This is a genomic window from Halomonas sp. I1, assembly GCF_032334135.1.
Lineage (GTDB): Bacteria > Pseudomonadota > Gammaproteobacteria > Pseudomonadales > Halomonadaceae > Halomonas.
This window is the reverse complement of record NZ_JAVXUS010000002.1, coordinates 496,558-517,581: the sequence shown is the minus strand read 5'-3', so window position 1 is coordinate 517,581 and position 21,024 is coordinate 496,558. Positions and strand designations below refer to the sequence as shown.

20 protein-coding genes are annotated in these 21,024 nt (G+C 64.1%); 17 read left to right on the top strand and 3 right to left on the bottom strand.

What is annotated here, in order from left to right:
* Positions 1-119: 119 nt before the first annotated feature.
* The 6 genes from RSO41_RS05360 to RSO41_RS05335 are packed head-to-tail and all read left to right on the top strand — an operon-like array spanning position 120 to position 5,133.
* Positions 120-887, top strand: a complete 768-nt coding sequence (locus RSO41_RS05360) for a DUF3450 domain-containing protein (protein ID WP_315618034.1) — start codon at positions 120-122, stop codon at positions 885-887.
* Entirely contained in the window at positions 884-2,272 is a 1,389-nt protein-coding gene (locus tag RSO41_RS05355) for a MotA/TolQ/ExbB proton channel family protein (protein ID WP_315618033.1), read from the top strand. The genes RSO41_RS05360 and RSO41_RS05355 overlap by 4 nt, the downstream gene beginning before the upstream one ends.
* Positions 2,253-2,789: a MotA/TolQ/ExbB proton channel family protein gene (locus RSO41_RS05350; RefSeq protein ID WP_315618032.1), complete on the top strand. Its 537-nt coding sequence runs from the start codon at positions 2,253-2,255 to the stop codon at positions 2,787-2,789. The genes RSO41_RS05355 and RSO41_RS05350 overlap by 20 nt, the downstream gene beginning before the upstream one ends.
* On the top strand, positions 2,782-3,186 hold the full coding sequence (locus RSO41_RS05345) for a biopolymer transporter ExbD (RefSeq protein ID WP_315618031.1): 405 nt from the start codon (positions 2,782-2,784) through the stop codon (positions 3,184-3,186). The genes RSO41_RS05350 and RSO41_RS05345 overlap by 8 nt, the downstream gene beginning before the upstream one ends.
* Positions 3,186-3,974 (top strand): TonB family protein, encoded by a 789-nt coding sequence (locus RSO41_RS05340; RefSeq protein ID WP_315618030.1) that lies wholly within the window; start codon positions 3,186-3,188, stop codon positions 3,972-3,974. Before RSO41_RS05345 ends, RSO41_RS05340 begins: the two co-directional genes overlap by 1 nt.
* 4 nt (positions 3,975-3,978) lie before the next feature.
* Positions 3,979-5,133 carry a hypothetical protein gene (locus tag RSO41_RS05335; protein WP_315618029.1) on the top strand — a complete coding sequence of 385 codons (1,155 nt, stop codon included), beginning with the start codon at positions 3,979-3,981 and terminating at the stop codon, positions 5,131-5,133.
* A 23-nt stretch (positions 5,134-5,156) separates the two neighbouring features.
* Here the strand turns inward: RSO41_RS05335 and xthA are convergent, their stop codons facing one another.
* Together xthA and RSO41_RS05325 are read right to left on the bottom strand one after the other, a co-directional pair.
* Complete coding sequence (gene xthA, locus RSO41_RS05330) at positions 5,157-5,990, bottom strand: exodeoxyribonuclease III (RefSeq protein WP_315618028.1); 834 nt, start codon at positions 5,988-5,990, stop codon at positions 5,157-5,159.
* Between the two features lie 2 nt (positions 5,991-5,992).
* On the bottom strand, positions 5,993-6,229 hold the full coding sequence (locus RSO41_RS05325; RefSeq protein WP_315618027.1) for a hypothetical protein: 237 nt from the start codon (positions 6,227-6,229) through the stop codon (positions 5,993-5,995).
* A gap of 148 nt (positions 6,230-6,377) precedes the next feature.
* Here RSO41_RS05325 and RSO41_RS05320 point away from each other — a divergent pair, with 148 nt between their 5' ends.
* Positions 6,378-7,652: a DEAD/DEAH box helicase gene (locus tag RSO41_RS05320; protein ID WP_315618026.1), complete on the top strand. Its 1,275-nt coding sequence runs from the start codon at positions 6,378-6,380 to the stop codon at positions 7,650-7,652.
* A gap of 206 nt (positions 7,653-7,858) precedes the next feature.
* Positions 7,859-10,000 carry an ATP-dependent DNA helicase DinG gene (dinG, locus tag RSO41_RS05315; RefSeq protein WP_315618025.1) on the top strand — a complete coding sequence of 714 codons (2,142 nt, stop codon included), beginning with the start codon at positions 7,859-7,861 and terminating at the stop codon, positions 9,998-10,000.
* 68 nt (positions 10,001-10,068) lie between these two features.
* On the opposite strand, the gene RSO41_RS05310 is transcribed toward dinG, so the two are convergent.
* A complete protein-coding gene (locus tag RSO41_RS05310; RefSeq protein ID WP_315618024.1) occupies positions 10,069-11,148 on the bottom strand; it encodes a 3-deoxy-7-phosphoheptulonate synthase in 1,080 nt (359 codons plus the stop codon).
* A 327-nt stretch (positions 11,149-11,475) separates the two neighbouring features.
* Between RSO41_RS05310 and rpoE the strand changes: the two genes are divergently transcribed.
* The 9 genes from rpoE to recO all read left to right on the top strand — a co-directional run bounded on the left by rpoE (position 11,476) and on the right by recO (position 20,975).
* Positions 11,476-12,084, top strand: a complete 609-nt coding sequence (rpoE, locus tag RSO41_RS05305; RefSeq protein WP_315618023.1) for an RNA polymerase sigma factor RpoE — start codon at positions 11,476-11,478, stop codon at positions 12,082-12,084.
* A 192-nt stretch (positions 12,085-12,276) separates the two neighbouring features.
* Positions 12,277-13,029, top strand: a complete 753-nt coding sequence (locus RSO41_RS05300) for a sigma-E factor negative regulatory protein (protein ID WP_315618022.1) — start codon at positions 12,277-12,279, stop codon at positions 13,027-13,029.
* Entirely contained in the window at positions 13,029-14,054 is a 1,026-nt protein-coding gene (locus tag RSO41_RS05295; protein ID WP_315618021.1) for a MucB/RseB C-terminal domain-containing protein, read from the top strand. The genes RSO41_RS05300 and RSO41_RS05295 overlap by 1 nt, the downstream gene beginning before the upstream one ends.
* Positions 14,055-14,215: 161 nt before the next feature.
* On the top strand, positions 14,216-15,637 hold the full coding sequence (locus tag RSO41_RS05290; RefSeq protein WP_315618020.1) for a DegQ family serine endoprotease: 1,422 nt from the start codon (positions 14,216-14,218) through the stop codon (positions 15,635-15,637).
* Positions 15,638-15,816: 179 nt separating this feature from the next.
* Complete coding sequence (lepA, locus tag RSO41_RS05285; RefSeq protein ID WP_315618019.1) at positions 15,817-17,634, top strand: translation elongation factor 4; 1,818 nt, start codon at positions 15,817-15,819, stop codon at positions 17,632-17,634.
* 15 nt (positions 17,635-17,649) lie between these two features.
* On the top strand, positions 17,650-18,456 hold the full coding sequence (lepB, locus tag RSO41_RS05280) for a signal peptidase I (RefSeq protein ID WP_315618018.1): 807 nt from the start codon (positions 17,650-17,652) through the stop codon (positions 18,454-18,456).
* A 43-nt stretch (positions 18,457-18,499) separates the two neighbouring features.
* Complete coding sequence (rnc, locus tag RSO41_RS05275; protein ID WP_315618017.1) at positions 18,500-19,189, top strand: ribonuclease III; 690 nt, start codon at positions 18,500-18,502, stop codon at positions 19,187-19,189.
* Positions 19,186-20,085, top strand: a complete 900-nt coding sequence (gene era, locus RSO41_RS05270; RefSeq protein ID WP_275289126.1) for a GTPase Era — start codon at positions 19,186-19,188, stop codon at positions 20,083-20,085. The genes rnc and era overlap by 4 nt, the downstream gene beginning before the upstream one ends.
* 194 nt (positions 20,086-20,279) lie before the next feature.
* On the top strand, positions 20,280-20,975 hold the full coding sequence (gene recO / locus RSO41_RS05265; RefSeq protein ID WP_315618016.1) for a DNA repair protein RecO: 696 nt from the start codon (positions 20,280-20,282) through the stop codon (positions 20,973-20,975).
* Positions 20,976-21,024 lie beyond the last annotated feature (49 nt).

The window sequence follows — 21,024 nt, the reverse complement described above, 5'->3', positions numbered from 1 at the left end:
GCCTTCCCATCGGGGAGGCCGGCCTTTTTTGTGGCGTCGCCGACACGGCAAGAATATTGATAATAATTCTTGTTTGAGGTAGCGTACTCTGCGTTCAGCGCACCTTCCGGGAGACGAGCGTGCAGTACAGACAAACATGGATTCGCTGGGGGGTGGTGGGGTTCGCCCTGGCCCTGGCGACCTCGGCGTCGGCCCAGTCGACGCTTCGCGACGAGGCTCTCGACGCCCAACGTACCCAGGCTGAGTTGCAGGATCGCATCGACAATGCTGACGAGGTGGTTCGGGAGCAACTGCGCGAGCTGCGCCAGGCAAGGGAAGAGACCCGTCGTCTGCAGAGTTACAACGAGGAATTGGCGCCAATCGTGGAACGTCAGACCGAGACGCTCGGCGAGCGTCGGTCCGGCTTCGAGACGCTGGCCGAAACGCGTGAGGCACTACCCGGGCTGATGCGCGAGATGGTCGAGCGCCTTCGCGCCTGGGTCGAGCGAGACATGCCGTTCCTGCATGACGAGCGCCTGGCCCGCGTGGCATCGCTCGAATCCATGCTCTCGGCGTCGGGCCTGAGCAGTGCCGAGAAGCTGGAGCGTGTGCTGGCGGCATGGCGTGCTGAGCTCGGCTACGGTCGTGAGCTGGATGCCTGGCGTGGCGAGTTGCCGGGTGAGCCCCCTCGGGAAGTGGACTTCCTGCGCCTCGGGCGGGTCGGCTGGTATTACCTGACCCCCGATGGCCATCAGGGCGCCGTCTGGAAGGTCGAAGCCGGCGAATGGCAATCCCTCGATGAGTCGGCCCTGGCCGAAGTTCGCAAGGGACTGCGCATCGTGCGCGAACAACGTGCTCCGGCGATGCTGGATCTGCCTGTCTCCCAAGTGGCGGAGGATGCCTCATGATCGGTCGTCATCCCATGATCCGAACGCTGGCCCTCTCCGTTCTGCTGGCCTTGCCATCGGGCGCTGCCCTGGCACAGGCCAGCGAAGATCCGTTACAGACATTCCAGGCCGAGCGCGAAGCGGCCGAGGCCCGTGACCGAGCTCGTCTGGCTGAACTGGTGGATGATCGGCAGGCCCTTGAAAGCGCCCTCGAAGCAGCGCGAGCCTCGTTGGCCGAGGCCCGTGAGCGGCGCCAGGAACTCGAGGCGCAACAGCAATCGCAACACACCGAGTTGCAAGAGCTGGCCGGCCAGATCGATGAGCAGGGCGGCGACCTCGGGCCGGTCTTCGACGAGGTGGCAAGCACGAGTGGTGAGCTGCGCGATGATCTGGGCCAGAGCTGGCTCACACTGGGGGCCGAGGCATCGTTGCCGCCGCGGCTGGATGACGACGGGGTGTTGCGCCCCCGGCAGGTTGAAACCCTGGCGGACAGTTTGATGGGGATGACGCGCGAGACGGCTCGGATTGTCAACCTGACCGCGCCAGTGGCCGGACAGGACGGGCAGCGTAGTGAACGACCGGTGACGCGAATCGGTGGCCTGCTGGCCTTCAGCGAAGGGCAGTTGTTGCAGCGAACCGGCAATGAGGGCGACCTCTCGGTGCTCGAGCATACGCCCGGTTCGGTCAGCGATCGCCTGAACGCTTTCCAGGCAGGGCAGGGCGACACGATCTCCCTGGACCCGACCGACGGCCAGGTGCTCGAGGCCATGGCCCAGCAGCCGACATTGCTGGAGCGCTTCCAGCAGGGCGGCGCCGTGGGCTATGTCGTGGTGGTGCTCGGTGTGCTCGGCCTGTTGGTGGCGTTGTGCCAGTACCTCTACCTGTTACGTGTCACGGTCACGCTCAAGCGTCAGCTTGGCGACCTGGAGCGACTGCGCGAGGACAACCCGCTGGGGCGGGTGCTGTCACGTTTCCATGCCTTCGGCGCAGGACATGCTCCCGAGGCGCTGGAGGCACGCCTCGACGAGGCCATGCTGGCCGAACAGCCGCGTCTCGAGCGTGGCCAGTCGCTGGTCAAGATGCTGGCCGCGGTGGCACCGCTGCTCGGGTTATTGGGCACCGTGACCGGCATGATCGTGACCTTTCAGTCGATCACCGTATTCGGCACCGGCGATCCCCAGTTGATGGCCGGCGGCATCAGCCAGGCCCTGGTGACCACGGTATTGGGCCTGATCACGGCCGTGCCGTTGTTGTTCGCCCATACCGCGCTTTCCAGCCGTAGCCGCTCCCTGATCGGCATCATGGAAGGACGGGCCAGTGCGGTGCTGGCGGATCGGCTGGAGGCCGATCAGGCCGCCGCCTCGGCAACCGCGGCGACGAAGCGCCATGCCGATGCCCTGGCTTGATCCCCTTGTCCGGCTGGTCGATGCCGGTGGCCCGGTTCTTGTCGTCATCGCCGGGGTGGCCATGCTGCTGTTTTCGGTGGCGCTCGAGCGCTGGTGGTTCTTTCGCTTCCACTATCGCCCGGCGCGTCGCGACCTGGTGGATCGCTGGGTCGCGCGAGGCGATCGTGCCAGCTGGAGTGCACTGACCCTGCGCGAGGTCTGGGTGCGCGAGTTGATTGCCTCGCTGCGCGGCCCCTTGCCCTGGCTCAAGCTGCTGGTGGTCATCTGCCCGTTGCTGGGCCTGCTGGGCACCGTGACTGGCATGATCACGGTCTTCGACAGCCTGTCGGTCAGCGAGGCCAACCAGGCGCGCGCCATGGCAGACGGCGTGGCTCGAGCCACCCTGCCGACCCTGAGCGGGATGGCGGTGTCGGTGGTGGGCCTGCTCTTCATCACCCGCCTGGAACATATCATCCGGCGCGAGGATCAGCGGTTGCATGATCGCCTTGCCCGCGCCGCGGAGGACGCACATGCGTAGACGTCGACTCGGCACCGTTGACGAGTCCAGTGAGGTCAACCTGACCCCGATGCTGGATGTGGTGTTCATCATGCTGATCTTCTTCATTGTCACCACCAGCTTCATCAAGGAGAGCGGCGTCGAGATCGAGCGCCCAGAATCGAGCGCGGCCTCCCCGCGCCCCGATGCCCAGGTCATGGTGGCGATCACGCCGGAAGGGGCTGTCTGGGTCGATGGCGAGCCCGTGGACATTCATCGTGTCGGCCCTCGGGTCGCCGATATGGTCAGCGACGAGGGGTCGGTGGTGATCCAGGCGGATCGTGATGCCACGACCGGTGTGCTGATCGAGGTCATGGATCGTCTGCGCGAGGCCGATGTCGAGCAGGTCGCGGTGGCGGCGCAACGGAGCGGGGCCTGATGTTGCGTCATCCCTTCGCTCTGGTTGCCGGTTCGGCACTGGCACTGGTGCTCTTCATGCTGCTCGCACTGCTGGTGGTGCCGCCCGAGGCGGAGCCCGAGCCTCGTATGGAAACCATGACCATGAGCATGGCCGAGGCACCGGCCGAGCTCGAGCCCGAGCCCAGCCCGGCCCCCACGGCCAGCGCGCCACCACCACCGGCACAGGCGCCGACACCGCCTCCTCAGCCGGCGCCTGCACCCAGTGTCAGCAGCGAGATTGCCCTACCGGAGCCCGAACTGGAGCCGCTGGACGTCCCCGATGTGCCGATGGACGAGTCGCTGCCGGAACTTCAGGAGACGCCGCCCGAGCCACAACCCGAGCCTGAGCCGGAACCGGAACCGGAACCGGAACCGACCCCGCAACCCGAGCCGGCTCCGGAGCCCTCGCCGGAGCCGACGGCTGAACCGGCTCCACAGGCCTCGTCGGTGCCCGCCGAATCGGCCAGTAAGGCGGCCTCTGCGGCCTCGCAGGAGCCCGTGGATGTGGGAACATCAGCCCAGGCGACGCGACGGGGCAAGCCGACATATCCGCCGCGGGCGCAGCGCCGCGGGATCGAAGGGCATGTCGTGGTGCAGTTCATCATTCGTCCGGATGGCAGCGTGGACTCGGGCAGTGTCGAGGTACTGGAGGCGGATCCGCCCCGGATGTTCGATCGAGCCGCCAGGCGGTCGATCGCCGAATGGCAGTTCCAGACATCCGACCGGCCTCGACGCGCCCGTCAGCGTTTCGATTTTCAGTTGAGGTAGCCGCATGCGACATCTTTTCCATGGTGGCGCGATACTCGTCGGTGTCTGGTTGTTGACGTCGCCGGCCTGGGCGGCGCCGACACTGCCCGGCGGGATCATCGACGACCTCCAGGGGCTCGAGTCGAGCCTGGCCGACGGCAATGCCGCGGATGTCGAGCGCCGGGCGACGCGCCAGGCCGAACGGCTCGCGGGGGGCAATGCCTCGGATCGCTGGGCTCGCGCGCTCTACCTGCAGCTTGCCGCCAATGCCGAGATCCGTCGTGGTAATGCCCGGGTGGCCGCCGAGCACCTGGCTACCGCACGGAGTATCGAGGGCATCGAGCGTGCGCAGGCGGATCGCTGGCTGCGACAGGAAGCCGGCCTGCGCGCCCGCCTCGGCGAGACGGAGCGGGCCAGGGAACTGTTGGGTGCCTGGCTCCAGCGCCATGAGGGCGATACCGATGGGCATTGGCTGATGGCACAGTTGCAGGCCGAGGCCTCTCGTTGGGAGCAGGCCGCCGATTGGGCGCAGCGCGCCCTGGATGGTGAGGCGTCACCATCGCGTCAGCGTCTTGGGTTAGCAGCGACGGCCTTGCAGCGCGCCGGTCGTCAGGAGGCGGCCCTGGCGGTATTGGAGCGTCAGCTGGCAGGGGCCGAGGAGAACCCCGAAGCCTGGCGCCGTGCGGCGGGCCTGGCCCAGCGAATGGGGGACCCGGGGCGAGCCGCGGCGCTCTGGGAAACGGCCTGGCGGCGCGGTGTGCTGAGCGGCACGGACGACCTGATGCAACGCATTCGACTGCATCTGGCGGCGGGCACGCCGGCCAGGGCGGCGGAGATTCTGGATCATGCATTGGAGGCGGGCAGCCTGGACGATTCTCTGGAGAATCACCGCCTGCTGGCCGAGGCCTGGCAGGCGGCCCGTGACCGTGACCGGGCACTGAGCGCCTGGCAAGAGGTCGCCAAGCGCAGCGATGCTGCCGAGGATTGGTTACGACTGGGGCAACTGGCCGCCGACTGGAACCGCCTTGCTCTGGCCCGCACTGCTCTGACGCGTGCTCGCCAGGGCGGTGCCGCCGAGGCGAGCGACTGGCTGACGGCACTGCCCGAAGAATCCGGGCTCGAGACGCCCCGTCATGTGTCTGACGACAGGGTAGGGGACGACGCAGAAGCGGATGGTTGAGCGAGCCGCCCCTTCCCGTGGCGTCAGCTCAGATCGAACTCGGTCCACACCGGCGCATGATCCGACGGCTTCTCCATGCCACGCAGATCATAGTCGATACCGGCATCGATGATGCGCGCCTCCAGGGGAGCGGTGGTCAGGATATAGTCGATCCGCAGACCACGCTTGGGGTCGCGGTCGAAGCCTTTCGAACGATAATCGAACCAGCTGAAGCGGTCGTCGACGTCGGGGTGGCGATGTCGGTAGCTGTCTGCCAGTCCCCAGGCCTTGATGGTGCCCAGCCACTCGCGTTCCTCCGGCTGGAAGCTGGTCTTGCCTTCGCGCAGCCAGCGCTTGCGGTTGGATTCACCGATGCCGATATCGATATCCGCGGGCGAGATGTTGAAGTCGCCCATGATCGCCAGGCGTTCGTCCGGTCGGTGTTGCCCATTCAACAGCGAGGCGAGCTGGCCATAAAAGCGTCGTTTGTGCGGAAACTTCACCGGATGCTCGATGTTTTCGCCCTGGGGGAAATACCCATTCCATACGGTCAGCGGCTCACCGTCGGCACTGCGCAGGCGTACGCCGATCATGCGACGCTGGGCGTCTTCCTCGTCATCGGGAAAGCCATACTGGACGAGCTCGGGTTCTTCCGGGCACTGTTCTCGGCAACACATCAGGGCCACGCCATAGTGCCCCTTCTGTCCATGGAAGTAGACGCGATAGCCCAGTGCCTCCACGGCGTCGATCGGGAACTCGCTGTCCTGGACCTTGGTTTCCTGAAGGCCGATCACCGCCGGGCGGTGGCGCTCGACCAGGGCCTCGAGCTGGTGCAGGCGGGCGCGAATACCGTTGATGTTGAATGACACCAGGCGCATCGTCAGTCGTCCTTGTTGCGGGAATTATCAGGGTGGATGTCGATCGTTCGACCCGTTTCCTGGCGGGCCTGCTTGCGGGCGGCCTGCAGCTTGCGTTGCTGGCGTTTCTTCTGACTGAAACGCCGTGACGGACCGACCTGGTCGGGGTTGTCGTGACGCCACTGCTTGTAGTCCTTGCGTCGTCCGGTGCGGATCGTCACCTTGTCGGACAGCGAGCGGGTCTTCTTTCGGCGTGTCATGACGCTTGGCTCCTTGGATAATGTCGGCATTCTAGCAGGCCCGGGCGCACCATCGACAGCGATGGACGCGCCCTCGAGCCGCGAGAACTGGTACAATGGCCGTTTGTGTCACGCATCCATCCACAACACGGACGAGACAGCACAGCCTATGAGCGAGTCGGAACAGACCACAGCACCGGCCCAGAACCGCAAGCCCAAGCGTCGCCGCCGCAAGCCGCGCCGCCGCCAGTCGAACTGGGATCTTCGCCAGTTCCAGGTGCCCGCGGTGGCGGGCAAGTGGCGCTTTCACGACTTCGACCTGCCGCTGCCGCTGATGCGGGCCATCCATGCCCAGGGCTTCGAATACTGCACGCCGATCCAGGCCGAGGCGTTGACCCGCACCCTGCTCGGCGGCGATGTGGTGGGCAAGGCGCAGACGGGGACCGGCAAGACGGCCGCCTTCCTGATTTCCATCCTGGCCTACTTCCTGGAAGAAGAGGCTCCCGATGGTCAGAAGCCCGGTGCGCCCCGTGCACTGATCATCGCGCCGACCCGGGAACTGGCGTTGCAGATCGAAAAGGATGCCAAGGCCCTGGCACGCTTCACCAACCTCAATGTCGCCAGTGTCGTCGGCGGCATGGATTATCAGAAGCAGCGTGACGGTCTGGGCAAGAAGGTGGACCTTCTGGTCGCCACCCCCGGTCGGTTGCTGGATTTCCACCAGAAGCGCGATGTCGATCTCACCCAGGTCGAGACGTTGGTGCTCGACGAGGCGGATCGCATGCTATCGATGGGCTTCATTCCCGATGTCAAGCGCATCATCCGTCATACGCCCAAGACGGAAGAGCGTCAGACCTTCCTTTTCTCGGCGACCTTCACCGAGGACATCCTCAATCTGGCCGGGCAATGGACCCATGAGCCGGCCCATGTGGATATCGAGGTGACCGTCGATAACGCCGCCGACATCGACCAGCGTGTCTATCTGGTCGGTGACGACGACAAGGAGCGGCTGCTGGTCAAGCTGCTGCAGCAGGAAAGCTTCGATCGGGTGATGGTGTTCGGCAATCGACGCGACCTGGTGCGCAAGCTCGATGGCCTGCTGCGCAAGGCGGACATCAATGTCGCCATGCTGTCCGGTGATGTGCCCCAGAATCAGCGCATCCGTACCCTCGAGCAATTCCGCGAGGGCGAGATCCAGGTACTGGTGGCCACCGATGTGGCAGGCCGCGGCATTCATATCGAGGATGTCAGCCACGTGATCAACTACACCCTGCCCGAAGACCCGGAGGACTATGTCCATCGTATCGGTCGTACCGGCCGGGCCGGCGCCAAGGGCGTGTCGATCAGCTTTGTGGGCGAGGAGGACGCCTTCTCGCTGCCGGAGATCGAACGCTTCATCAATGACAAGCTGCCCTGCGAGCACCCGCCGGAAGGGCTGCTCTGATTCAGCTGTCAGCGATAAGCTGTAAGCCTTAAGTAAAATCAAAATCCATGCCGCCCGAGAGGGCGGCAGCAGTATCAGGGCTTATAGCGGCGAGCAGGTTTTCTACCTGGTACGTGTTGGTACTGCCGGTCTCAGGTTACCGCACTTCCCGTGTGGTGGGTTTTCTCTTACAGCTTACAGCTTACGGCTTAAAGCTTGGATGCATCATGCTTGACGAGGTCCTGAAGGACGAGATTCAGACCGCCTATCGCCGCGTGCTCGAGGGCCTCGACCTCACGCCGCGTTACGGCCAGCGGCTGATGATTGCCGAGATCGCCCGCACCCTGGCTGGCATCGAGACCGATGAGGCCGGACGGCGCACCAGCGATGAGCATGTCTGTGTGCTCGAGGCGGGGACCGGGACCGGCAAAACCCTGGCCTACCTGCTGGCTGCCTTGCCGGTGGCCAAGGCCAGGGGAAAACGGCTGGTGGTGGCCACCGCGACCGTGGCGCTTCAGGAACAGGTGTTGCACCAGGACCTGCCCTCGCTCAAGGCGCACAGTGGACTGGCCTTCGACTATGCCCTTGCCAAGGGGCGCGGGCGCTATGTCTGCGTGGCGCGGCTCGACCAGGCCATGGATGGCGGCGAGGACAATGCGACCCTGTCGCTTTTCGAGCAGTCACTGGACAGTGGCGGCGATGACTTCCAGAAACTGGTGCAGTCCCTCGGCGAAGCCTATGGCAATGGCCGTTGGCAGGGAGACCGCGACAGTTGGCCCGAGGCCATCGACGATGCCCACTGGCGCAAGCTCACCGTCGACCATCGGCAGTGCACCAATCGCCGTTGCGGGCACTTCGGGGCCTGTGCCTTCTTTCGCGCCCGCCGTGATCTGGACAGCGCCGATATCATCGTCGCCAATCACGACCTGGTGCTGGCCGACCTCGCCCTGGGGGGCGGCGTCGTGCTGCCGGACCCCGGCGACTGCCTCTATATCTTCGATGAGGGCCACCACCTGCCGGACAAGGCGATCAACCACTTTACCCATCGGTTTGCCGTGGGCGGTGGGTTGCGCTGGTTGAGCAGTCTCAAGAAATCGCTCACCGAGTTGAACCAGCAACTTGGCGTGCAGCCGACGCTCGCGCGCCTGCTGTCCGGTTTGCCACAGGCCATCGAGGCACTCGAGCCACATCTCGGAGAGGTTTTCTCTTTGGGCCACCAGCTGGCCGGCCGGCCGGAAGGGCTCGGCGATGCCGAGGAAGGCGCTCAGCACCGCCTCGAGATGGGCCGTGTCCCCGATGCCCTGCGCGAGGCGTCCGGGGCCCTGGTGACGATCTTCGCCGAGCTATCGCGGACTCTGGAGTCCATGAGCGATATCCTGCGCGAGAGCCTGGACCCGGAGAAATCCACCGGGCTGCCTCGGGAGCAGGCCGAGCCCTGGTTGCCGCTGGTGGCACTGTTGCATGGCCGCGCTCTGGAGGCTCATGCCCTGTGGCTAGCCTTCGCCGAGCCGGACCCCGCGGACGAACCGCCGCGGGCACGCTGGCTGACGCTGGAGCGAGTCGGCAGCGAGCCGGAACTGACCTTCTCGGCCAGCCCGGTCTCCGCCGCGCACACCCTGGCCAGGTCCCTCTGGGGGCGTTGCCATGGTGCCGTGGTCACCTCCGCGACCCTGACGGCGCTGGGGCGTTTCGAGCGCTTGCAGGAGCGTGCCGGCCTGGCCAATCGTTACCGCTATCAGCGGCTTCCGAGTCCCTTCGACTATTCCCGTGCGGTACTCAGCGTGCCCCGGGAGGCGGTGGATCCGGCCGATCGGGAAGGGCACGAGCGTGCCATCGTCGCGTTCGTCGAGGCGCTCGACGAGGAGGAAGCCGTGCTGATGCTGTTTTCTTCCAGGGCCCAGTTGCGAGGCGTTGAACGAGCCCTCAGCCGGGGACGTCGTGACAGGGTGCTGGCCCAGGACCGACTGCCCAAGCGTGAGTTGGTGGAGCGGCATCGCGAGCGGGTCGACAAGGGCGAGGGCAGTATCCTGTTCGGGCTGGCGAGTTTCGCCGAGGGAATCGACCTGCCGGGCGAGTACCTGACCCATGTGGTCATTACACGCCTACCTTTCGCCGTGCCCGATGACCCGGTGGGTGCGACGTTGGCCGAATGGATCGAGAGCCAGGGCGGCAATCCTTTCATGCGCATCAGCGTACCGGATGCGTCCATCAAACTGGTGCAGGCCTGTGGTCGCCTGATCCGCAAGGAGACCGATACCGGTCGGATCACCCTGCTCGACAGGCGGGTCCTTACTCGCCGTTATGGTCGAGCCCTGCTCGATGCACTGCCGCCCTTCACCCGGGAAATCGACGGCGTGGTGCATGACTGAGAGAGCCATTCGCCCGCCCGCTGCCCACGCCGGTGTGGCGTATGCCGGGGCGAGCGAATCGAGAGGTCTCAGTCGCCGTCGCGGCGCGACGCCAGGGTGTCTGCCAGCTTGTCGTTCATTTCCTTGAAGGCCTTCTCGGTGGTTTCCCAGTCGATGCAGGCATCGGTGATGGAAACCCCATAGGCGAGTTGATCGATATCATCGGGAATCTTCTGGTTGCCCCAGCCGATGTTGGACTCGACCATCAGGCCGATGATGGAGCGGTTGCCCTCGAGCAACTGGTTGGTGACGTTCTCCAGCACCAGCGGCTGCAGCCCGGGGTCCTTGTTGGAGTTGGCGTGGGAACAATCGATCATGATGTTGGGCGTGACGCCGGCCTTGTGCAGTTCCTGCTCGGCGAGCGCCACGCTAACGCTGTCATAGTTGGGCTTGCCGTTGCCGCCCCGCAGCACGACATGCCCGTGACGGTTACCGCGGGTGCGGATGATCGCCACCTTGCCGGCCTGGTCGATGCCGAGGAAATTATGGGGGTGGGCGACCGACTGAAGGGCGTTGACGGCCACGTCGAGGCTGCCGTCGGTACCGTTCTTGAAGCCTACCGGACAGGAGAGGCCGGAGGCCATTTCGCGGTGGGTCTGGGACTCGGTGGTCCGGGCGCCGATGGCTGACCAGCTGATGCAGTCCTGAAGGTATTGGGGCGAGATCGGATCCAGAGCTTCGGTCGCCAGCGGAAGGCCAAGTTCGGCAAGCTCTACCAGCAGCTTGCGAGCGGTGTGCAGGCCTTGCTCGATCTCGAAGGAGCCATTGAGGTGTGGGTCGTTGATCAGGCCCTTCCAGCCCACTGTGGTGCGGGGCTTCTCGAAGTAGACACGCATCACGATATACAGGCTATCCTGCACTTCATCGGCTAGCTTGCGCAGGCGGCGAGCATAGTCCATGGCGGCATCGACATCGTGGATCGAGCAGGGGCCGACGACCATCAACAGCCGTGGGTCGCGGCCTTCCAGAATATTCTGAATGGTCTCTCGCCCTTCGATCACCGTGCGTTCCGCCTGCTCGCTCAGGGGGACGTCCCGCTTGAGTTCCACGGGGGTGATGAGCACGTCCTCACCGAGGACGTTGAGGTTGTTGACCTGTTGTTCGGACATGTTACTACCTGTGTCGTGTCAGCGCTGATGGGGGAATCATGCCTTGCATGTTGAATGGCGCCTACTATCGCCCGCGAGTCGTGCAAATTCAATCATCTGGGAACCGTGTCGCGTGATGATTGTCAGAGCGCCGGCAGGGCGGTCCGAGGCCGCCGGCTTGATGGATGCTCGAGAAACAGGAACACTTGAGCACTTCTTTCACGGGCACACCATGACATGGTACCTAGCGGCCAGGGCTTCAGGTTGACATTTATGCAAGCGATACCCGTTTCATTGCGACGCCGCCATCCGGCATTCTGCCATTCTCCCATCCCGGGGAGGCCTTGAATGGGGACGACTCGGGAGACCGATCAGCAACTCGTCGAGCGTGCCCAGAAGGGGGATACCCGGGCCTTCGACCTGCTGGTCAAGAAATATCAGCACAAGATCATCGGTTTGATCGGTCGCTACGTGCACGATCATGCCGAAGTCCAGGACGTGGCGCAGGAGGCTTTCATCAAGGCCTATCGAGCGCTGGGCAAGTTTCGAGCCGAGAGCGCGTTCTATACCTGGATGTATCGGATCGCCATCAATACCGCCAAGAATCACCTGGTGTCCAAGGGCCGGCGTCCGCCCGGCAGCGACATGGACATCGTGGATGCCGAAATCGTCGATCATAGTGGCCGGCTGGCCGATATCGAAACGCCGGAAGCATCGATCGCTCGCGACCAGCTCCAGGCGGCCGTCTTCGAGGCCATCGAGGGGCTGCCGGAGGATCTGCGCACGGCGATCACGCTGCGCGAACTCGATGGCCTCTCCTACGAGGATATCGCCAATATCATGGAGTGTCCGGTGGGCACGGTACGGTCACGGATCTTCCGCGCCCGGGAGGCCGTGGACCAGCATATACAACCGTTGGTCACCACGTCGCGCAACCAGGAAACGATGAACGAATGAGGCGAATTTGCATGGTTTTTGTCGATTGGCTGAACTGTCGCGCCTTTGTGACGTCATATGCGGTGACCGGCCTGCTTAGCGGTGGGGCAGTGGCTCCCCGGCGCGACCGGCATGAAAGTCATGGTGCCGGACTACCGGGCTTCCAATGGATGCAAGGCGGGCCAGCCTTGATGAGTGTGAGGGTGTGAAGAAATGAGTCAGAACGCACGGGAATCGCTTTCTGCACTGATGGACAACGAGGGCGATGAGCTCGAGTTGCGACGTGTACTGAAATCGCTGGACGACGAACCCGATGCGGCGGACACCTGGCGCCGCTACCACCTGATGCGAAGCATGCTGCGTCGAGAGAATGACATCGATACGAGCGTCGATCTCTCGGTGGGCGTGATGGCGCGCTTGCAGGATGAGCCGCTGCCGGCCGCCGAGTCGCCGGCCCAGGGCTGGCGTTCCTTGCCACTGGCCCGCAGCGCGGGTGTCGCGGCGGCGGTATCGCTGATGGTCATCACCGGGGTGCAGTTCTATAACGGCGCCTCGCCGCTGGATGGCAACGATGCGGCGCCGCTGGCTTCCTCGACGGATGGCCCGGCTTCCGGCGGTGTCTCTGTTTCCGGCGGTGCCACGGCGTCGACCGTCGCCGCTACCTCGGCCGCATCTGCCACCGGCAACAGCGGGGCGATGCGAGCGAGTCAGGGGCCCTCGCTGGCCGACCTGCCGATGTTCCAGTCCTCTTCGGGCAATCACCGTGGCCTGATGACGGTAGGCGCCGAAGCCTATCCCATGATGATGTCACCGAGCCAGCGTCAGTCGATGCGCATGGATCAACAGCAGGCCCGTTTGCTGCAGTCCTATCTGGATCGACATACAGAAGGTGCCGCCGCCAGCGGTGGCGATGTCTGGATGCCGTTGCTGCGCTCCACCGGAAGCGAGCCGCTGGGGCAGCGCTGATGGTTCAATGGCGGAAATGGTCGGGCCGGGCATGGCCAGGCCGCGCTGCCGGTGTCCTGCTGGCCGGCTGCATTGCCTTGCCGGCCATGGCACGGGAGCAGGCAGCCTCGGCGCCCGCCAGTGACCCTCTGGATTGCACGGCCCTCGCCGAACAGGAAGCCCCCACGTCCGCCGATGCCTGGTTCGCTCGTAGCCGCTGGGCCAGTCATTGTTACGTTTTCCAGGCGCGCGCGGTACGCATCGGTGCCGATGGTGTCCGGACGCTGGCGTTGTCCCATGACGTCAAGAATGGCGTCGAACACGAAGTGGCCCGCTTTCTGGATGGCCCGCCAGCGGTCCATGAGCGACGTGGTGGAATCGGCCGCCTCGGCGGAGAAGGGGAGTCGGGACGTTCTGATGCCCTGGCCCGGCGTCTCGAGGATCGCTATCGGCTGCGCCAGGCCGGCAAGTCACGCATTGCCGGTCGAGGGGCGGTCCGTCTCGAGATCGAGCCTCTGGACGATCAGCGCTACGGGCGTCGCCTGTGGCTGGATTCGGCGACGGCCTTGCCGCTGAAGCAAGTGCTGCTCGACGAGCGTGGTCGTACCATCGAAACCTTTCAGATTACCGAATTGCGCGACCCTCGGCTGTATCAAGGCGAGATCGAGCGACTGTCACGGCATGAGGGTCGGTCTGAGCATGCCTGGCGACCCGGCTGGCTGCCCGGTGGCTTCGAGCCGCAGGTCATCGAGGCATCCGGAGGCTCGCGCGCCGGTGTCGAGCAACGGGTCTACGGCGATGGGCTTGCCACCCTCAGCCTGTTCGTCGAACCCGTGTCCGGCCAGGAGCTTCTCAAGCCCGGTGTGCACCGCCTGGGGGTGTCCCATGCGGCCGTCCGGCATATCGAACTGGGTGGTCGTCCACGGCAGGTGGTCGTCATGGGCGAACTGCCGCCATCGGTTCTGCAGCGAGTGGCCGAGTCCATCGAGTGGCACGGTGGGCAGAGTACCGCCGTGTCTTCCATGGACAGCGCATCCCCGCCATGAATCCTCGTGCAAGCTTGCCGCCACCATTCCTGGGGGTGGGCAGGCCGTCTTGCCCCGGTGCTCACCGGGCACCCCTTCGGTTCGGTGAACCTTTTCGCCTCATTGTGGTTTAGGGAAATGCGAACTCTTCATCCCATTCGATTCTGTCACAGGAGTCTTTCATGACACGCATGACGCGACACCTAGCCCTGTGGATGCTCCTTGGACTGGCGATTCTTGCCAGCCAGTCCGCCATGGCGCAGAAATTGCCGGACTTCACCACCCTGGTGGAGGATGCGGCTCCGGCGGTGGTCAATATTTCCACTTCACGTGAAGTGGAAACCCGCAGCATGCCGTTCGGCCAGTTCGGAGGGCAGGAACTGCCGGATATCTTCAAGCATTTCTTCGGCGAACGTTTCGGCGATCAGATGCCGATGCCGCCCGGCGCCCATGGTCGCAGCGAAGAGCGCCGCTCGCTCGGCTCGGGCTTCATCATCAGCGAAGACGGCTACATCATGACCAATGCCCATGTGGTCAAGGGCGCCGATGAAATCCTCGTCCGTCTCAACGATAGTCGCGAACTGGAAGCCGAGCTGGTCGGTGCCGATAGCAAGACCGATGTCGCCGTGCTCAAGGTCGATGCCGACAACCTGCCGACGCTGACTCTCGGTAACTCCGAGGACCTGAAAGTGGGGCAGTGGGTTGCCGCCATCGGCTCGCCTTTCGGCCTGGACCACTCGGTGACCTCCGGCATCATCAGTGCCATCAACCGCACCCTGCCGCGTGATGTCTATGTGCCCTTCATCCAGACGGATGTGGCGATCAATCCCGGCAATTCCGGTGGACCCTTGTTCAATCTGGATGGCGAGGTGATCGGCATCAACTCGCAGATCTTCACCCGCAGCGGTGGCTACATGGGGCTCTCCTTCGCCATTCCGATCGACGTGGCGATGGATGTGGCGGATCAATTGCGCGACGATGGTTCGGTGAGCCGAGGCTGGTTGGGCGTGATGATCCAGCCGGTGTCCCGAGAGCTGGCCGACTCCTTCGGCATGGATAAACCCGAAGGGGCGCTGGTCGCCGATCTCGACCCCGAGGGGCCGGCCGCGCGGGATGGCCTGAAGGCCGGCGATGTCATCCTCGAGGTGAACGGTCAGACTGTTGACCAGTCCAGTACCTTGCCGCGTCTTGTCGGGAGCGTATCGCCGGGCGAGGATGTCGACCTTGCGGTGTTGCGCAACGGTGAGCGCCAGACCGTCACCGTGACCGTCGGTGACTGGCCGGATGCCCAGTCGGGCAGCGGATCGAGTGATGACAGCACGCCGGCGCGCCTGGGGCTCGCGGTCCAGCCGCTGACGGATGGCCAGCACGATGAAGCCATCGAGAATGGCGTGCGCGTGGTGGAGGTCGACCCCCGCGGCGTCGCCGCCGATGCGGGAATCCGTGCCGGGGATATCCTGGTCAGCATTGGCGAGCATGTGGTGGAAAGCCCCGAGCAGCTTGGCGAGTTGATCGATGAACTGCCCGAGGATCGCTCCCTGCCGGTGCGTCTGTACCGCAACGGCCATTCCTACTATGTGGCGTTGCGCCTGTCGCAGGAGTGACAGGGACATTTTCGGCCCGTCATGGCCCGATGTGACCCGCGACCCGACGGCTTCGACCGTCGGGTCGCTGTATCTAGCCGGCGCATCCCGCTACAATGCCGCCATCTCACACGACGCGTCGGCCCGATACGATTGACACAGGCTGCATCCGCACGCGTTCATGAAACGGATTACCTTGAATGGCAGATATCGATAACCGTAAAGTAATCAACGGGATACGGAACTTCTCGATCATTGCGCACATCGACCACGGCAAGTCGACCCTGGCCGATCGCCTGATCCAGACCTGCGGTGGACTCACCGAACGCGAGCTCAAGGAGCAGGTCCTCGATTCGATGGACCTCGAGCGTGAGCGTGGCATCACCATCAAGGCTCAGTCGGTGACGCTCGATTACCACGCCCAGGATGGCAATGTCTATCAGCTCAACTTCATCGATACGCCCGGGCACGTCGATTTCTCCTACGAGGTGTCTCGCTCGCTGTATGCCTGCGAAGGGGCTCTTCTGGTCGTGGACGCCGCCCAGGGCGTCGAGGCCCAGTCGGTGGCCAACTGTTACACGGCCATCGAGCAGGGGCTCGAAGTCCTGCCGGTGCTCAACAAGATGGACCTGCCCCAGGCCGATCCGGTCAAGGTCGGCGAAGAGATCGAAGAGATCATCGGCCTGGACGCCACCGATGCCTGTCAGGTGTCCGCCAAGAGTGGCCTGGGCATCGACGCCTTGCTGGAACGCCTGGTGCGTGACATTCCGCCGCCCAAGGGCGATCCCGAGAAGCCCCTGCAAGCGTTGATCATCGACTCCTGGTTCGACAACTACCTCGGTGTGGTGTCGTTGGTACGCATCTTCGACGGGACCCTGAAGAAGAGCGACAAGATCCGCATCACCTCGACCGGCCGCGACTGGCAGGCTACCGAGGTCGGCATCTTCACTCCCCAGCGTCGCCAGACCGGTGTGCTGCGTGCCGGCGAGGTGGGCTTCGTGGTTGCCGGCATCAAGGATATTCATGGCGCGCCGGTGGGCGATACCATCATCCACGCCAAGACGCCTGACGTGAAACGGTTGCCGGGCTTCCAGAAGGTCAAGCCCCAGGTCTATGCCGGCATGTTCCCGGTCAGCTCCGATGACTACGAGGACTTCCGCGACGCCCTGGAGAAGCTGGCCCTCAACGATGCCTCGCTGGATTACGAGCCGGAAAACTCCGATGCCATGGGCTTCGGGTTCCGGGTCGGTTTCCTTGGCACCCTGCACATGGAAATCATTCAGGAACGACTCGAGCGTGAGTACGACCTGGATCTGCTGACCACGGCGCCGACCGTGGTCTATGAACTCGTCATGAAGAATGGCGAGACGCGTTATGTGTCCAACCCCTCCAAGCTGCCCGACATGGCCGATGTGGAGGAAATGCGCGAGCCCGTCGTGCGGGCCAGTATCCTGGTGCCACAGGACTTCGTCGGTAATGTCATTGCCGAGTGCGAACAGCGCCGCGGTACCCAGCTGGATATGCTGTTCCTGGGCAGCCAGATCCAGTTGACCTACGAACTGCCCATGTCCGAGGTGGTGATGGACTTCTTCGATCGCCTGAAGTCCATCTCCAAGGGCTATGCCTCGCTCGAGTACAACTTCGAGCGCTTCGAGGCGGCCAGCCTGGCGCGTCTCGATGTGCTGATCAATGGCGACCGTGTCGATGCCCTGGCGGTGATCATTCATCGCGACCATGCGCATCCGCGGGGGCGGGCTCTTGTCGAGAAGATGAAGGAACTGATCCCCCGACAGATGTTCGATGTCGCCATCCAGGCGGCGATCGGTGGCCAGGTCGTGGCGCGTTCCACCGTCAAGGCGCTGCGCAAGAACGTGACCGCCAAGTGCTACGGCGGTGACACGACCCGCAAGAAAAAGCTGCTCGAGAAGCAGAAGGCGGGCAAGAAACGCATGAAGCAGGTCGGCCGGGTGGAAATCCCCCAGGAAGCCTTCCTTGCCGTGCTCAAGGTGAACGACTAGGGAAGGACGACGACAATGGATTTTGCACTTCTGCTGGTGGTGGCGGTGGCGGTCACTGGACTGGTCTGGTTGCTCGACCTGGTCTGGTGGCGCCCGGCGCGCCGGGCGCGCCTGACTGCCAGTGCCGAGGCCGGCACGACCGAGGGGATCGATCCGGCGGCACGAGAGAAGGCGCTCAAGGATCCCTGGCCGGTGGATTATGCTCGCTCCTTCTTCCCCGTGTTGCTGGTGGTGCTGCTGTTGCGCAGCTTTCTGGTCGAGCCGTTCCAGATTCCCTCGGGGTCGATGAGGCCGACGCTGGAAGTGGGGGACTTCATTCTCGTCAACAAGTTCGCCTATGGCTTGAGGCTGCCCGTCATCAACACCAAGGTCGTCGAGCTGGGAGAGCCCGAGCGCGGCGATGTCATGGTCTTCCGCTTTCCCGAGGACCCGTCGGTGAACTTCATCAAGCGTGTGGTCGGCCTGCCGGGCGATCATATTCGCTATGAGGACAAGCAGCTTTACGTCAATGGTGAACCGGTGCCCAAGCACCTGCTGGAAGCAGGTCCCGAGGGGGAGCCCGGCGAGCTGTTGATGGAAGAGCAACTGGGCGAGGTGACCCACGATATCTACAATAACCCTCGTGACCCGGGCCCGCAGGTACGTGAGCTCGTGGTACCGGAGGACCACTACTTCGCCATGGGAGACAACCGCGACCACTCCAATGACAGTCGTTACTGGGGATTCGTCCCGGAGGAGAACGTCGTGGGCAAGGCCTTCGCTGTGTGGATGCACTGGGATGGCGGTCTGCCGAGCTTTACCGATGTGCGTGGTATCCACTGAGATGCCGGGACCGGCATCGCTGTCATGATATAGCAGGAGCTTCGTGAGCAATTCCCTCGATATTTTCAGCCGCCGCATCGGGCACCGTTTTGCCCAGCCCGAGCTGCTAGAACTGGCCATGACCCATCGCAGTTATGGCGGTCGCAACAACGAACGCCTGGAGTTCCTCGGCGATTCCATCGTCAACTTCGTCATCGCCGAGGACCTTTTCCAGCGTTTTCCCCAGGCGCGGGAAGGTCAGTTATCGCGTCTGCGCGCACGGCTGGTCAAGGGCCAGACCCTGGCCGAGCTGGCTCGGGAAATGGCGTTCGGCGAATGCCTTCGCCTGGGATCGGGTGAAATGAAGAGCGGCGGCCATCGTCGCGATTCGATACTGGCCGATGCCGTGGAAGCGGTGATCGGTGCCATCTACCTGGACGCCGGCATGGATACGGCGCGAACGCGGGTGCTGTCCTGGTTCGCCGAACGGCTGGAGACCATCAATCTCCAGGACACCCAGAAGGATCCCAAGACCCGCCTGCAGGAGTTTCTGCAGTCCCGGCAGGTTTCGCTGCCCCGGTACGAAGTGATCTCCGTGGAAGGCGAGGCCCATGCCCAGACCTTTACCGTCGAATGCCATGTGGAGATGCTCGAAGAGCACACCCTGGGCATCGGCTCCAGTCGACGACACGCCGAGCAGCAGGCCGCCGAACAGGCCCTGTCGAAGCTCGAGAAGAGGGGGCCGCGCGCATGACCCAGACCTGTGGTTTCGTGGCAATCGTCGGACGGCCGAATGTCGGCAAGTCGACATTGATGAATCATATTCTCGGACAGAAGATTTCGATCACCTCGCGACGTCCGCAGACGACGCGCCATCAGGTGATGGGTATCAAGACCGAGGGGGATGCCCAGTTCATCTATGTCGATACGCCGGGCATCCACTTGCTCGAAAAGGATCGCAACAAGGCGATCAACCGGTTCATGAACCAGGCTGCCACCCAGGCCCTGCGTGATGTGGACTGCGTGATCTTCATCATCGATCGCACTCGCTGGACCGCCGAAGACCAGGTGGTTCTGGAGCGGCTGGCCACGGTCAAGGCGCCGGTGATTCTGGCGGTGAACAAGGTCGACCGAATCAACGACAAGTCGAGCCTGTTGCCCTGGCTCGAGGACGTGAGCGGGCGTCGCGAATTTGCCGCCATCGTGCCGGTCGCCGCCAAGCATGGCACCAATGTGGCCGAGCTCGAGGCCGAGGTCGCCAAATACCTCCCCGAGAGCGTGCACTACTTCCCCGACGACCAAGTGACCGATCGCAGCCTGCGGTTTCTGGCCGCGGAACTGGTGCGCGAGAAGATCATGCGTCAGTTGGGCGATGAGCTTCCCTACCAGATGACCGTCGAGATCGAGGAATTCAAGGAAGAAGACAAGGTCACGCACATCAGCGCCCTGATCATGGTGGAGCGGCAGGGTCAGAAGAAGATCCTGATCGGTGATCGTGGTGAGCGGATCAAGAAGATCGGACGCGATGCCCGGCTCGAACTGGAACGGGTGGTCGGCACCAAGGTCATGCTCAATCTCTGGGTCAAGGTCAAGCGGGGCTGGTCCGACGACGACAGGGCATTGAAGAGCCTCGGCTATGATTTAGACTGACGCCGAGCTTCGAGCTTCGAGCTTCGAGCTTCGAGCTTCGAGCTTCGAGCTGCGGGTTCCGAGCCTCGAGAGTCGAGCAGAGGGTAGCAGGCTTGAAGCTGCGAACCCTGGCGGGATCGGGGTTCGCAGCTCGTATCTCGCCGCTCGTCTGCTTCGGGGCTCGCCCGAGCGATACTTCTCCTGAACGGCGTCCCATGACTCCTGAACCGGCCTACCTGCTGCACAAGCGTCCCTATCGCGAGACCAGTGCCCTGGTCGAATTGCTGACGTTCCACCATGGACGCGTGCGAGCCGTGGCACGCGGTGTGCAGCGTCCGGGAAGTCGTCTGCGTGCCGTGCTCCAGCCATTCGCGCCCTTGCATGTCACCTGGAGCGGTAGCGGGGATCTCAAGCGTCTGAGCCTGATGGAAAGCCAGGGGTCGGCGGCCATGCTGGCCGGCGAGGGGCTGCTTTGCGGGCTATACGCCAATGAGCTGCTGACCCGGTTGTTGCCGGTCGAGTTGCCGGTCGATGACGTCTTTGCCTTTTATACTGCCGCCCTCGATGCGCTTCCGCATCCGGAGGGGCGGGCCGCGGCGCTGCGACGCCTGGAGCTGTCCCTGCTCGAGGCGCTGGATGCCGAGCCCCGATTCGGTGGCCCCGATGGCCAGGCGCTGGACCCGCAGACGCGCTATGTCTTCGATACCGTCTCACGGGGCTTTGTCTCCGGCGAGCGGGGTATCGATGGACGTACCCTCAAGCTGCTCGCCACGGGGGACTGGAGCGCCCCCGGCCTTGCCGGCCCGGCCAAGGCGGTGATGCGCGCGGCGCTGGCGCCCCTGCTGGGCAGTCGCTCTCTGCGATCGCGGGAGTTGATGCGTCAGCTCGCCGAACGGAGGCGGGCGGAGTAGCCGGAAGCTTGAAGCTGGAAGTAACATCTTGACCCCGGTAGGCGAGCAG